This window comes from Bacillus sp. FJAT-45066 (genome assembly GCF_002335755.1).
GTDB lineage: Bacteria > Bacillota > Bacilli > Bacillales > Bacillaceae_I > Bacillus_CD > Bacillus_CD alkalisoli.
In genome coordinates, this window is sequence record NZ_NISQ01000001.1 from 3421028 (window position 1) to 3435225 (window position 14198).

The following is a 14198-nucleotide window of genomic DNA, read 5'->3' on the forward strand; positions in this document are numbered from 1 at the left end:
AAATAAGTTAAGGTTATAGAATTAGAAAAGGTTTTATATATCCTTAAAAATATAATTCAATTTTTCTTTGAAATAAAAGTTGGAAAGGGTGTTTTTATGAAAGGAATAATCCTAGCTGGTGGAAGTGGAACTCGCTTATATCCTTTAACACTGGTTACCAGTAAACAATTACTACCCATTTATGATAAGCCAATGATTTACTACCCTTTATCAACATTAATGCTTGCAGGAATTAGGGAAATATTAATTATCTCTACTCCTGAAGATACTCCACGTTTCGAATCATTATTAGGAGATGGTTCACAATTTGGAATATCACTAGAGTATAAAGTACAGCCGAGCCCTGATGGATTAGCTCAGGCTTTTTTAATTGGTGAAGAATTCATAGGTAAAGATTCTGTTGCAATGATTTTAGGTGATAACATTTACTATGGTAGTGGTATGAGAAAAATCCTTCAACGTGCAGCAAATAAAGAGAGTGGAGCTACCGTATTTGGTTATCATGTACAGGATCCAGAGCGTTTTGGTGTTGTAGAGTTTGATCAAAATGGCAAGGTAATTAGTGTTGAAGAAAAGCCTAATGTCCCAAAATCAAATTATGCAATAACGGGATTATACTTTTATGACAATCGTGTTATAGATATTGCCAAAAAAGTTAAGCCTTCTAAACGGCGAGAATTGGAAATAACGTCAGTAAACGAAGCCTATTTAAATACTGGAGAACTTGAAGTTGAACTTTTAGGACGTGGGTTTACCTGGCTCGATACGGGTACTCATCAAAGTTTAGTTGCAGCAACTAATTTTGTTAAAACTGTAGAAGAACATCAAGGTATAAAAATCGCAGCACCTGAAGAAATTGCTTATATTAATGGATGGATCAACAAAAATCAATTAATTGAATCTGGAGAATTGTTTTCTAAGACTGGATACGGACAATATTTATTAAAAGTTGCAAACGGCGGTATAAAGTACTAATTGAAGAGGTGAAGTATGAACGTCATAAAAACCCATTTAGCAGATGTTTTAGTGATTGAACCATCACTATTCGGTGATCATAGAGGTTGGTTTATGGAAACGTATAGTAAAGCTAAGTTTTTGGAAGTTGGATTGGATATAAATTTTGTACAAGATAACCAATCTTTTTCTGCAGCTAAAGGTACATTAAGAGGATTACATTATCAATTAAATCCCAAAGCTCAGACAAAGCTGGTGCGTTGTACTCAAGGGTCAATCTTTGATGTAGCTGTAGATATTCGGAAAAATAGCCCTACTTTTAGTAAATGGTTTGGTATTGAATTATCGGCTGAAAACAAAAAGCAATTATTAGTTCCAAAAGGATTTGCACATGCTTTTATAACTTTAACAGATAATGTTGAGGTACAGTATAAAGTAGATGAACTTTACTCACCAGAAAATGATCGAGGTATTACTTGGAATGATCCTGAAATTGGGATTGAGTGGCCAATTGATATAACGCCTATTCTTTCAGAAAAAGATCAAAAAGCACCTCTGTTAAAAGATGCTGAAAATAATTTTAATTATGGAGAGTAGTTTATTATGAAAGTGTTAGTAACTGGTTATACTGGTCAACTTGGTTATGATGTTGTACAAGAAGGTATAAAACGTGGAATTAGTATGGTGGGCATTGGCAGAGAAGATTTAGACATTACTAACGAAGCAGAAGTATGTCAATATGTACAAAGAGTGAATCCAGACGTAATCATCCATTGTGCTGCGTATACAGCAGTTGATAAAGCTGAAGATGATAAAGAAACGTGCTGGAATGTAAATGTGCTAGGTACAAAATTTATTACTACAGTGGCTAAGAAAGTCAATGCAAAGTTGATGTATATAAGCACTGATTATGTTTTTGATGGTAAAGGTAGAGAGCCCTTTAGAGAATTTGATAAACCGGATCCATTGGGCTATTATGGCTTAACAAAATATGAAGGAGAAAAGATTGTAAGAGCTTTACTAGAAGAGCATTTTATCATTCGTATTTCATGGGTATTCGGAATCAATGGACATAATTTTATAAAAACCATGCTTCGATTATCTGAAACCCGTAATGAACTAAATGTTGTCGGAGATCAGTATGGTTCACCAACGTATACATTTGACCTAGCACGTTTATTAATTGATATGATTCAAACGGAAAAGTATGGTGTCTACCATGCATCAAACGAGGGCTTTTGTACATGGGCGGAGTTTGCTTCTGAAATCTTTCAACAGGCCAATAAAGATGTTAGAGTAAACGCAATTTCAACAGAAGAATATCCTACACGTGCTATTAGACCAAAAAATTCACGTATGTCAAAGCAAAAGCTAAATGACTATGGATTTGAGCCATTACCAAAATGGCAGGATGCTTTAAAACATTATTTAAATGAATTAGCACAAGAGGTGAAATAAGTGGCACGAAAAAAAATTGTTGTTACAGGTGGTGCCGGGTTCATCGGCGGTAACTTTGTTCATTATATGGTGGACAAGTATCCTCAATATGACATTTATAATTTAGATTTATTAACTTATGCTGGGGATTTAACAAAGCACAAACCAATTGAAACAAAAGAAAATTATCACTTTGTCAGAGCGGATATTGCTGACCGTAAAACGATCCTTGCACTTTTCGAAGAAGAAAAATTTGACTATGTTATTCATTTTGCTGCAGAAAGTCATGTTGACCGTTCTATTAAAGATCCAGGGGTATTTGTGCAGACTAATGTAGTTGGCACACATGGACACCGGGACAGGAACACCGTCCACTTTTTACAAACTCTTCCAAAGGTATCTTGCAATATTAAAATGCTCACCAAAAGTGGGTATGGATAGGTTCCACTGCAATTTCTTATGAATACTACTCTTGTAACCCCCAAACAAAAACACGTTCTGTGTCCAAACAGATTTTATAATTACAAATTAGCCATTAATATCCCTCAATTTTAGAATGTCACTAAGACAGAAACCACACGATTTCTCCGATACAAAACACTTGACGCTCTTCCACACTTAAAATAAAATAAAAACAGAACAAATGTTCTTTTTATCTCTCCGCTTTTCCACCACACCTGAGAACCACACAAAACCGTAATACTAACATTTGCAACGATGCTATCTACTATCATTATTTCCTATAAAAACTCTAATCCCCAAGGAGGAATGCAGTATGGCAGTTAAAGTAACAACAGTTGGATTAAAAGGAATGGAAGGGTATCGTGTAACGGTTGAGGTGCAGTTGTTAGATGGACCAGAGTCAATCGTTATAGTTGGCTTGCCTGATGCCTCTGTGAAAGAAGCGAAGGAACGAATAACAGCGGCGTTGCATAGTTACAAATGTGGCGAGTTAGAAGAGAAAGTGATTATTAATCTGTCACCAGCTGAGCAGAAGAAAAATGGTCCGATGTTTGATTTGCCTATGGCGATTGCTTTAATGAAAAGCTTACATTTTATAGACGCGAATATAGACGAGAACACAGGATTTATTGGTTCACTTTCCTTAGATGGAGGCATCAAACCAGTAGAAGGGATGTTACCTGCTATACTTGCTGCAAAGAAGTTAGGATTAACCAAAATGTACTTACCGTACGATGAAAAACTACCACCTATAGACTTTACTAATCTAGAACTTGTCTACGTTTCATCTCTTCAAGAGGTAATAGATTCCCTCCATGGACAACACGTATTACCATTTCACCAACCAGAAAAGACACCAGTTAACTTAGAGAGAGTTCATACAGTAGCCTTCGAACAAATTATCGGACAAGAAGAAGCGAAACGAGCGCTAGAAATAGCGGCAGCAGGAGGACATCACCTATTTATGAGTGGACCGCCTGGATGTGGGAAAAGTATGCTGGCTGAAAGCTTTGCGTCCATCCTTCCAGACTTAACGAGTGAAGAACAGCTGGAAGTGTTAAGTTTGTACCATCTAAGTGGAGTATCTTATGAAGGTGGTTTGGCTCGTCCTTTTCGAAGCCCTCACCATTCCGCTTCTAGCGTTTCCATTATCGGAGGAGGGCAATATCCGAAACCAGGAGAGATATCCCTTGCCCATCATGGGGTATTATTTTTAGACGAAATGGCTGAATTTCAAAAAAAGACACTAGATATGTTACGGCAGCCAATTGAAACAGGCCATGTCACGATTAGCCGAGCAAACGCTACCGTTAACTATCCAGCCCTATTTAGTATGATTGGAGCAATGAACCCTTGTCCATGTGGTTACTTAGGATCCAACAACTTTTACTGTACATGTACCCCGAAACAAGTAAAAGCCTATCAAAACCGTTTATCTGGACCAATCCGTGACCGATTTGATATTTTCCTATTTCTACAAACCGTCAACTTTAACACACATCACAAACAAAGGGAAACATCACAGCAAGTCCAAAGAAGAGTTGTCCAAGCAAGAAACAGGCAATATAAGAGATATGGATGTACTATGTTAAACAGTAGAGTCTCTTTTGATACCTTACAGAGAACAAGCCCGTTACAATACTCTCAACAACAACTGCTTCGCCACTTATCTTCGAAAAACCAACTAAGCAATCGAGCACAAGTGAAAATACTGCGCTTAGCTAGAACCATCTCAGACCTTGCAGGCTCCGAAACGATAACAGACCAAAGTATATGGGAAGCAGTGCAATTAAACATCCATGCTAATAGTGGAAAACCCGTCCAACATATTAGTAAGTGAGGGAAAGCTATGCCAAGAGAAGCAAGAGAAAAAAGCAAAACTGGCATCTATCACATCATGTTAAGAGGTATCAACAGACAGACAATATTTGAAGACAACGAGGATAAAAAGAGATTCTTAACAACATTAGCAAAATACAGAGATGTTAGTAATTTTCAACTCTACGGATACTGCCTCATGGACAACCACGTACACTTACTAATGAAAGAAGTAGAAGAACCAATCGCTCTTACCATACAGCGGATTAGCGCAAGCTATGTGCTTTGGTACAACCACAAATATTGCCGTTGCGGACATCTTTTCCAGGAAAGATTCAAAAGCGAGAACGTCGAAGATAAAAAATATTTTCTAGTTGTTCTTCGTTACATTCACCAAAATCCAATAAAGGCTGGTCTCGCTAGTAACGTAAAGGACTGCCATTGGACAAGTATCAAACAATATATGTCTCACCCAACATTTATTCACACAGACTTTGTACTAAAACTCTTCTCCTCCAACCGCCAAGAAGCACTCACTCTATTTATGCAGTACATGAGCAAACCGAACCAAGATCAATGCCTAGAATACGAAGAAATCATTAAGCTATCGGATGAAGAAGTAAGGAAGTGTCTTAGGGAGCTAGGTGCAGCAAGCAGTTCAGAGTTGCAAAGGATGGATAGGCCAAAACGTAATCGCATACTCGTAAGGATGAAGAAAATGAAAGGAGTTTCGTTAAGACAACTGGCAAGGGTGACTGGTATATCGAAGAGTCTGATTCAGAAGGTGAAGTGATTGTGGAAAAGGGCTATTGTGACGCTCTTGTTTGGTTTAATAATGAGAAGGTGAGGGTTTTTGGGGAGACGTTGGGAGAGTACTAGTGCTTGATTTGAGGAATAATAAAATAGCTCTTACTATAGATGTCAGTTCTTTTGAACAGGTTTACTGTAGTAGGGGCTTTTTTATGTATTAGTTTATTGAATGTGGACGATGTTCTAATGAACAACATTTTTACTAACTACTTATTCATCGTAAATAACTTGTATTACTTTACCTGATTTTGCGTCAATACTCATATTAATCTTGCAATCTTCTTTGCAGATAGAGTTTTTATCATAATATGCTACAACCCAAATGTTACTTTGTTTTACAAGTTCAGCGCTAAACCCTGTAAAGTTATCTTTATTTTGATGGTATTCTCTAGCAATGTTAATAGCTTGTTCTTCCGTTTTAACTGTTTGGTTAGTAAAGTAGAAAAAGAGAATTATTAGTAATAGTAAAAAGGTTATAGCTATAATCATTTTTTTCATAGGAAATCTCCTAACGTTGATGGTTTTTTATTACTACTATTATGCAAGTCCCATGTAGTATTCATTCGAATAATTCTCTTTTAGTTAAAACAAACATACCTAATGAAAGCGCCAATTGATCTTTCCAAAGCAGTACCTATTGTAGGGGTTGCTATAAAATTTGATTTGATTTGTTATAGCACGTATAAATAGACACACAAGAAGTGAACAAAGCTGCCTAATAATATATAAACATGAAATATCTCATGAAACCCCCATTTTTTAAAGGAAAGAAACGAAGGTTTCACTGCATAAATAATTCCCCCAATTGTGTAAAAGAGACCACCTGCTACTAACAAGATTATTCCATTTGTCCCGATCGCAGAAGATAGTGGACTTGCTACGGTGATAATAAGCCATCCCATCGCAATATAGATAATGGTAGATAACCATCTAGGACAATTAAACCAAACTAATTTAAATAAAACTCCACATATAGCTAGGACAACAATGATAGAAAACATAATCCATCCAGATGTACCGTTTAAACTGATTAAACAAAACGGAGTATATGTTCCAGCTATCAGTACAAAAATCATGGAATGATCGATACGTCTTAAAAAGCCAATGACTTTCTCGTTACTTTGAACGAAATGATACGTGGTGGAGGCTGCATATAAAAGAATTAAACTAATTCCAAACATAATGACAGTAAAGAATTGTAACGCTGAACCGTTGTTGCTGGCTACTTTCATGACCATTGCCAATAATCCGACAAACGATAATACAGCACCTGCTAGGTGAGTATACGTATTTATGGGCTCTCGAATGTGTATATTCAAATTTACCACTCCTATATAACGATACGTAGTTTTAATAACTACATACAAATATAAACGATACTACATAATGTCGTCAACTATTTACCTCTAACTTTTTTATATGTTAAAATAGTGACAATTACTAATTGTAGAGGATATGACAAATGGAAAATATGAAAGCGTTTATTGAGGAGCTAAAGCTCGAAAAGAAAATAAAGTTAGAGGATATCCCCACGATTGATCTTTATATGGATCAAGTTATTCAACTGTTTGATCATTCTTTCTCGAATGGAAAGGATAAAACGTTAACAAAAACGATGATTAATAACTACGCAAAGGCGAAGCTATTTTTTCCAATACAAAATAAAAAATATTCAAAAGAACATATTATCTTGATGAGCTTGATTTATCAGTTAAAAGGGACATTATCTATTAATGATATTAAGGCAACATTGCAAGGAATGAATGAAAAAATTGTAGAAGAAGCTTTTGACCTTGAACAATTTTATTCTACTTATTTAGGGCTAGTGGATTTAAATGTCGAGCGTTTTAAAAATGATTTTAATGAGCGAGTGAAGGAAGTATCAGAAGTAATAGAAGAAGAGACAGGGGAGTCCAAGCTTATCACTAACGCATTACTTATCGCCTCCCTATCGCACATGAGCACATTATATAAAAGTGCAGCGGAAAAACTAGTAAGAGATTTGGACTGAAGAAAAAGGGACATGACTCAACCCACTTGGGCCAAGTCTGTCCCTATTGTTGCTTAAATTAAATTAAAACTGCTCAGCTCTTCGTTGGATTTCTCCTCTTCCTCCCATCCACCATAAAACTATAACTAATCTGCTGCTTCGTACAGAACAAAGAATAAATAACCGCAGCCTTCTGCATTTGTTGCTTCATCGTTTGATGGGACGCTCGCACCTCAATTTCCGTATAGTTTCGTAGCTTGATGATGCAGCTATTCCGGTCGGTTGGCACAAGTTGGCGTATTTGGTGATACATAATCCACGCGCAATCCATGTGGTCAGGGGAGTGCGTTGGAATGGAAATGACCTTTTCCTCCTGCAATGTAAGGATCGGCGTTTTTTGCACATAATTCGTCATGTAAATAACCGAATCTCTTCTCCCCTCATACGAAGCCCCATACGTCAAACAACTTCGACGTAATATTTCTTCTGGCCTCTCCTCTGAATAATAGATTCCATCCTCATCGATAATTTTCGTCTGGTACCTCTCATGAAAATAAGGCAACAATGCATATGTACTAGTATCCATTAAATAATCATTCATTACTTCCATCCTGATAATCTCCTTTTCTATCATTTTTTTATGTTGATTAAAATGGAAGAAAGATAGAGAGGAGGTGGTTTGTTCCATAGCCATTCAGGTGCGAAATCTTGGAAGGGTAGTTTGGTTCTATTTTGGCGTAGTGTATTTTGTTTGGGGACAGTTACGTAAGCTTGCCTTTGCTGTGGTTTCTTGAAGTAGAAGGTAGGTTTTACAATGTTGGTAAACGAGGATGTTCTATTTATACTAACAGTCCCAGGAGAAGGACATACACCGGAAAGTGACGTGTATATCCTATCATTAGTTTGTTGATTCATCACTAATCTCACTCCTTAACAAGGTTCATAAAGGCTAAGGGTACCTAGACTTAATCAGTGTGGTTATCAGTCGTTACTATCTTCATCTGTTACATCTTCAAAATAGTTACTATTTTCTATAGCACTCTTGATCAGCGCGTTTATATCTATAATTATGTAAGCTGGGAAAAAGAAGTAACATCGCACACTTCCACATGAGTAACAAAGAATCAGTCCCTCTGTTCCAAAATTATTATTATTTCCTCTTCACAGGTCTTCTGCCATCCACCATAAAACTAAAGCCAATTTTCTGGTCGGTACAAAAGATGGAATAGATGACGGCTGCTTTTTGGACTTGAGTTCGCATGGTTTGGGCAGAGATGTTTAGTTTTAGGTCAGTGAAGTAGTTGCACATTACTTCGCATGTTTCTTGGTCCAGTGCATTTATGTTAGCGATCTGGTGGAACATAATCCATGTGCAATCCGTGTGATCTGGTGAATGCGAAGGTATCGCAACCAATCTTAAAGACTCGGAAATTAGTAAAGGTGTTTTTTGTTTGTAATTCGTATGATAGACTGCCGCATTTCTTCTTCCTGTGTAATCTGCTCCATATTTCATACAGCTTCTATTAATCACTTCAAATGGACATTCTTCCGCATAGTATGTATCTTCTGCATCGATTATTTTCGTCTGAAAGCGATGATGATAATGTGGTAACACAGCGATAGTAGTTGAACTAATGTAATATTCGTTGTTTACATTGACTTCCATTGACTATACTCCTTTTCCCATATGAGATATATCACTTGTAACTTCCAAAACTGCTAAAATAGGCGGAGGTTTATTAAGTAGGCATTCAGATGTGAGTTCTTGAGTGTTTGGGATGACCATTAATGAATTTTGTTTGAGGACAGTTAGATTTTTCTGCATATGCTGCTGTTTCTTGAAGTAGAAGATTTGAAATTCTATGTTGGCAAACGAGGATGTTCTATTCATACTAACAGTCCTAGAGAAGGACATACACAAAAGAGTAGAATGAAACATTAGCTTGTTGAATCACGACTCACTCCTTACAGAGTTGATAAAGGTTAAAGCGAACATGCTTTCAAGTGAAAGAAAATCGTATCGAACAAGGCGAAAAACATTCCCTTTGAGATGAAATAATAAAGGGGACAGTAGGAAGCTTCTAAGAAGTATATGAATTTACCAGATAAACAAGATGTAACAGCCCCGGTAAGATCAGATGTCGCCACAGTACTTGTGCCGATTCCATTAGATGTTGATTGCTAGGTGAGACGTGCGAAGGATTAGATACTTATCTTCTTCTTAAGAAAATTAATCAATTGTATCTAAGTAGTCTACTGAATCTCGTAATTTATTAAATAGTTCATCAATGCTTAAGCCAGCAAAATGATATATCTGAAATAATGTTGGAACGCTAGGAAATGTTTTACCTAACTCCATTCTTTCAATCGTACTTTTATCAACCTTTACCATATTGGCAAACTCTGTCCGGGAATACCCTAACTGCTCACGTTTTTCCCTCAATAATAATCCCAATTCTCTTCTAACTTGTTCCTTTTCTCTATCACGACTCACGTAAATGCCCCTTTTTATACCTATTATCTTAGCCACCAAAAAACAAGGCGACGGCACATGTGAGGTGTTGGGAAGAAAAATGTAACTTTTTGTAGGATTTTTTGGTTTTGAGCTTTTAGGGAGCTTTTAGGGACAGGCACTTTGTGTCATGTCCCTAGGGGACATGCTAGCAATAAAATATGGAAGGTGCTAAGTTTAGTTGGCGTTGGATGCAACAGGTAGTGTAGGGAATTATGGGGCGGAGGTATTAGTAGTACTGTATTTAAGTCTGACTATTTACTGAATAAAGTTCCCAGTAAAGGATACGTATCCCTTTTTCCAATAGGGTTTTTTTGAGATGTAGGTGGAAAGATCTTGTAAGTTGTAAATAGTGATTATTAGGAGCAAATCAAGTAATTCGTATTGTGCTTCTGTACATGCCACATTAAGTTATGGGTAGATTCGTTATTACTAGATTTATTTCTTTCATTTATAGCCGGTTATTAAAAGAAATATCAGTCTATTAAATGGAAAATATATGTATTATAAAGGTATAATAGTCATATTTACTTTATCTGTAGAAGGCTGGTGGAATAGGTTGGATTCTGCATACTTAAATAATTCTGTGTTTAATATTGAAATGAAAAGGAAAGAGCTAGAGCTACAAAATATGGAACGTTCTGAGGTTTTACGTTGGTTTGAAAGTAACTATCGCATTTTTTCAAAGAAAAGTGCGTTTTCCTGTGTGTGTTGTAATAAGCCAGTAAATATGAATCTTACTAAAGATGAAGGTAGACCCTTTTATTTTCGTCATATGGATGAAAGTGAATGTTCATACTCTGAAAATACGAAAACATATGAAAAGCATGTGTCTAAGATGGAGGATAAGTCTAAGAAGGACGTTGGTCTCACCATTTTTCGTGAAATACTGGAAGGTAAGCTGAAGCCGTATCAATGGGGGAGTAGACTCCGCTTTTTCTTTTTTAATTTTGGACAGAACCTGTCCCCGTGTCCACCCAAGATAAAGGGGTAGAAATAGTAATCTACGAACCAGCACTTGGCGATGAAACATTTAATGGCAAACACGTATTAAATGAATTTGAAATTTAAGGAAGTTAGTGATGTGTTTGTTGAGAATGTTTGTCGTAGGATTTGGTGGAAGCGTGTGTGAAGATTTATACTAGGAATTTGTTTAGTAGGGATTAAAAAATATTAATGGCTTGCAGCAAAGCTGCAAGCCATTAATATGCTTCTACTCGTTAGTTATATATGCGTTAAGTTATTTTAATAAACCTTGATTTGATTTACTAATTAAATTCAGGTTTTATATTAGAAGAAATACAACCGAGTACTTCTTCTTTTTATAACGGTATATTGATGAAGCACCTGTAGATAATATTCCTGATCTGTCTGATGATGAAATAATGGACTTGTTAGTTAGGGATAACTTAATAGATCCAACCTATTATGATGATACAATATCGGATCCTCAGGACCCTGTATTAGTACCAGATCCTGTAAATCCTATTAATCCCTATCCGATAGATCCACCTTACGATCCGAAACCTATTGCTTATTCATCAGCTGTTACGGATGATCCGATGGACTATAGTATAATGTCTTCACCTAGATATTATATTAATGAAAGCAAATGGTTTAATATATATAAGTATCGAAATAGTATTAGTTGGATATATTTAAGGAGCTATAAACGAGGAAATCATAATGTTTTAGTTTATAATGCAAGTCATAATAAAGATATAAAAGCATTAAGGAAAATCAGATTAACTGCAGGTACAGGGATTGATGTTGCTGCAGGTGTAGTTGCAGGAGTCATCGGTGCAGGGTTAACTTTAGCAGCCTTAGCGAGTATTTTGATTTCTCTAAACGTAGTAATAATAGCTGGTGCTATTAGGTATACAATTGAACCAAGTATAAAAGTTAATAGGGTTTGGACCCTAGAAAAATATGTAGTGGGACTAGGTATTACTTTAGCTGTTGAAAAATGGCATGACTATAGTGTTACACTATGGAATGGCAAAGTTAATAGAAAATTAGTCCAATCTGGAGGGAGTAATAACTGGTACTCTAATAGATGGATGACGCAAAAAGCAGATGTAGCATATCAAGAGTGGAGATATATTAATCACTATAGAAATACCAAACCTTACTGTAAAGAATTTAGTTGGTGTAATTAACAATAAACTTTATAATTATAAGAATTAAATAAACTAATACTCCGTATTTAACTTAGTAAATTTTATATGCGAAGGGAACTTAAATATGAGTAGACAATTCCATACTTTAGCACCGAAAATATTTCTCTTACTATCTATCTTGTTCATCATAATTGTTGCAACAACTTATCAAGCATCTTTCCAATTAGACTATACGATTGGACCATTAGTAGGCACTATCGCAATTAGTATTTTTTTAATGATGAAACAAAATGAGAAAAAGATAAAACGTAGAGCTAATGTGGTTATGGTTAGTTTGCTAGTGTTCTATATACTCTTTCCTGTTTTATATGTAATTTCATTTAATTATATATGAATATATAATGAGGCGGGGGGACGGGGTTACATTTCTCAATTTCAAGAAAGAGAAATGACACGTCTTGATTCAATAAAGAACAACATTTTACAGGAGATATATAGGACACCCCGTCCCCGGATCGAGGGTCTGGCCCGCCTTCTGCATTTGTTGCTTCATCGTTTGATGGGATGCTTGCACTTCGATTTCCGTATAGTTTCGTAGTTTGATGATGCAGCTATTCCGGTTGGTTGGCACAAGTTGGCGTATTTGGTGATACATAATCCACGCGCAATCCATGTGATCAGGGGAGTGCGTTGGAATGGAAATGACCTTTTCCTCCTGAAATGTAAGGATCGGCGTTTTTTGCACATAATTCGTCATATAAATAACAGAATCTCTTCTCCCCTCATACGAAGCCCCATACGTCAAATAACTTAGACGTAATATTTCCTCTGGCCTCTCCTCTGAATAATAGATTCCATCCTCATCGATAATTTCCGTCTGGTACCTCTCATGAAAATAAGGCAACAATGCATATGTACTAGTATCCATTAAATAATCATTCATTACTTCCATCATTATAATCTTCTTTTCTATCTTTCTTTTTGTATTGATTAAAATGGAAGAAAGATAAGAGGAGGTGGTTTGTTCCATAGGCGATATCTTGGAAGGGTGGTTTGGTTCTATTATGGCGTAGTGTATTTTGTTTGGGGACAGTTACGGAATCTTGCCTTTGCTGTGGTTTCTTGAAATAGAACGTAGGTTGACAATGTTGGTAAAAGAAGATGTTCTATTTATACTAACAGTCCCAGGAGAAGGACATACACTGGAAAGTGACGTGTACGTCCTATCATTAGTTTGTTGGATCATCACTAATCTCACTCCTTAACAATGTTCATAAAGGCTAAGGGTGCCTAGACTTCATCAGTGTGGTTATCGGTCGTCGCTATCTTCTTCTGTTGACTCTTCAAAATAGTTACTATTTCCTATAGCACTCTTGATCAGCACGTTTATATCTATCTTTCCTTTTTTATGTAAGCGAGAGAAAGTGGAAAAACTAGGGGGATTCCCTCCATTCTCCATTCGATCAACCGTCGCTTTATCCACACCTAACACATGTTCGAACTCTTCAATCGACATCCCTTGTTCCAGTCGAAGCCCTCGAATTAGCCTTCCAAATTCCTTTTTCAAACTTTTCTCTTTATCATCCTTATCCAAATCAATTCCCCTTTTTACCTAATTATGTAAGCAGAAAAAAAGAAGGAACACCGCATGATTGCGGTGTTTTGACAATAAATAGTAAAATTATACAAAAAATTTTTTTGTTTTGAGTAGGGACATGGGGTCATTTTTTGTGTTCTGCGTAGACGATCTCTCTTGCTATTACTTCTAATTAAAGTTATTTCAACTTACCTAGAAATTAAGATTATGATTGTATGGATGGAAATGAAATTGTTTTATTTTTCATGGTGGAAGGTTTGTTACTTGAGTCCTTCGTTTTGTATATAGTAGTCATACATTTAAATACTCTAAAATGAACCATCTCAGCCATGTTTTTTACCAGCAGTTGCCACGTAATTAACCACTTGCTGTCAACGTATTTAAATAACGTCGACTATTTTGAATAAAAAAAGCCTAAATCCTCCTTATTTTTACCGAGGATTTAGGCCTTTGGCCTTCCGCAATCGAGCCGATTGCGGAATATTATTTTGTATTGAA

At 36.2% G+C, this 14198-nt stretch carries 16 protein-coding genes and 1 pseudogene; 10 read left to right on the forward strand and 7 right to left on the reverse strand.

Annotation, left to right across the window (positions count from 1 at the left end):
* Positions 1–96: 96 nt before the first annotated feature.
* From rfbA to CDZ92_RS17275, 6 genes and pseudogenes are all read left to right on the forward strand, one after another.
* Positions 97–975 carry a glucose-1-phosphate thymidylyltransferase RfbA gene (gene rfbA / locus CDZ92_RS17250; protein ID WP_096156444.1) on the forward strand — a complete coding sequence of 293 codons (879 nt, stop codon included), beginning with the start codon at positions 97–99 and terminating at the stop codon, positions 973–975.
* 15 nt (positions 976–990) lie between these two features.
* Positions 991–1551, forward strand: coding sequence for a dTDP-4-dehydrorhamnose 3,5-epimerase (rfbC, locus tag CDZ92_RS17255; RefSeq protein ID WP_096156445.1), 561 nt, complete (start codon positions 991–993; stop codon positions 1549–1551).
* A gap of 6 nt (positions 1552–1557) precedes the next feature.
* Complete coding sequence (rfbD, locus tag CDZ92_RS17260) at positions 1558–2412, forward strand: dTDP-4-dehydrorhamnose reductase (RefSeq protein WP_096156446.1); 855 nt, start codon at positions 1558–1560, stop codon at positions 2410–2412.
* Positions 2413–2736: pseudogene (locus CDZ92_RS17265) on the forward strand (GDP-mannose 4,6-dehydratase); the annotation flags it as partial.
* A gap of 430 nt (positions 2737–3166) precedes the next feature.
* A complete protein-coding gene (locus tag CDZ92_RS17270; RefSeq protein ID WP_096156447.1) occupies positions 3167–4693 on the forward strand; it encodes a YifB family Mg chelatase-like AAA ATPase in 1527 nt (508 codons plus the stop codon).
* Between the two features lie 9 nt (positions 4694–4702).
* On the forward strand, positions 4703–5464 hold the full coding sequence (locus tag CDZ92_RS17275) for a transposase (protein ID WP_096156448.1): 762 nt from the start codon (positions 4703–4705) through the stop codon (positions 5462–5464).
* A gap of 227 nt (positions 5465–5691) precedes the next feature.
* On the opposite strand, the gene CDZ92_RS17280 is transcribed toward CDZ92_RS17275, so the two are convergent.
* Positions 5692–5979 (reverse strand): hypothetical protein, encoded by a 288-nt coding sequence (locus CDZ92_RS17280; RefSeq protein WP_096156449.1) that lies wholly within the window; start codon positions 5977–5979, stop codon positions 5692–5694.
* Positions 5980–6152: 173 nt separating this feature from the next.
* The gene (trhA, locus tag CDZ92_RS17285) at positions 6153–6800 is read right to left on the reverse strand and encodes a PAQR family membrane homeostasis protein TrhA (RefSeq protein ID WP_096156450.1); all 648 of its coding nucleotides are present in this window, start codon (positions 6798–6800) and stop codon (positions 6153–6155) included.
* 143 nt (positions 6801–6943) lie between these two features.
* Between trhA and CDZ92_RS17290 the strand changes: the two genes are divergently transcribed.
* Complete coding sequence (locus tag CDZ92_RS17290) at positions 6944–7492, forward strand: DUF1836 domain-containing protein (protein ID WP_096156451.1); 549 nt, start codon at positions 6944–6946, stop codon at positions 7490–7492.
* Between the two features lie 73 nt (positions 7493–7565).
* Here the strand turns inward: CDZ92_RS17290 and CDZ92_RS17295 are convergent, their stop codons facing one another.
* The 3 genes from CDZ92_RS17295 to CDZ92_RS17310 form a co-directional block, all read right to left on the reverse strand.
* A complete protein-coding gene (locus tag CDZ92_RS17295; protein ID WP_176483800.1) occupies positions 7566–8081 on the reverse strand; it encodes a competence protein ComK in 516 nt (171 codons plus the stop codon).
* 540 nt (positions 8082–8621) lie between these two features.
* On the reverse strand, positions 8622–9137 hold the full coding sequence (locus CDZ92_RS17300) for a competence protein ComK (RefSeq protein ID WP_096156453.1): 516 nt from the start codon (positions 9135–9137) through the stop codon (positions 8622–8624).
* A 564-nt stretch (positions 9138–9701) separates the two neighbouring features.
* Positions 9702–9965: a helix-turn-helix transcriptional regulator gene (locus tag CDZ92_RS17310; protein WP_176483801.1), complete on the reverse strand. Its 264-nt coding sequence runs from the start codon at positions 9963–9965 to the stop codon at positions 9702–9704.
* A gap of 577 nt (positions 9966–10542) precedes the next feature.
* Between CDZ92_RS17310 and CDZ92_RS17315 the strand changes: the two genes are divergently transcribed.
* The 3 genes from CDZ92_RS17315 to CDZ92_RS17325 all read left to right on the forward strand — a co-directional run bounded on the left by CDZ92_RS17315 (position 10543) and on the right by CDZ92_RS17325 (position 12497).
* Positions 10543–10977, forward strand: a complete 435-nt coding sequence (locus CDZ92_RS17315; RefSeq protein WP_096156456.1) for a DUF7830 domain-containing protein — start codon at positions 10543–10545, stop codon at positions 10975–10977.
* A 391-nt stretch (positions 10978–11368) separates the two neighbouring features.
* The gene (locus CDZ92_RS17320; protein WP_096156457.1) at positions 11369–12142 is read left to right on the forward strand and encodes a hypothetical protein; all 774 of its coding nucleotides are present in this window, start codon (positions 11369–11371) and stop codon (positions 12140–12142) included.
* Positions 12143–12227: 85 nt separating this feature from the next.
* Positions 12228–12497, forward strand: coding sequence for a hypothetical protein (locus tag CDZ92_RS17325; RefSeq protein WP_096156458.1), 270 nt, complete (start codon positions 12228–12230; stop codon positions 12495–12497).
* An 87-nt stretch (positions 12498–12584) separates the two neighbouring features.
* Here the strand turns inward: CDZ92_RS17325 and CDZ92_RS17330 are convergent, their stop codons facing one another.
* Complete coding sequence (locus CDZ92_RS17330) at positions 12585–13133, reverse strand: competence protein ComK (RefSeq protein WP_096156459.1); 549 nt, start codon at positions 13131–13133, stop codon at positions 12585–12587.
* 279 nt (positions 13134–13412) lie between these two features.
* The gene (locus CDZ92_RS17335; protein WP_096156460.1) at positions 13413–13697 is read right to left on the reverse strand and encodes a helix-turn-helix domain-containing protein; all 285 of its coding nucleotides are present in this window, start codon (positions 13695–13697) and stop codon (positions 13413–13415) included.
* Positions 13698–14198: the final 501 nt, after the last annotated feature.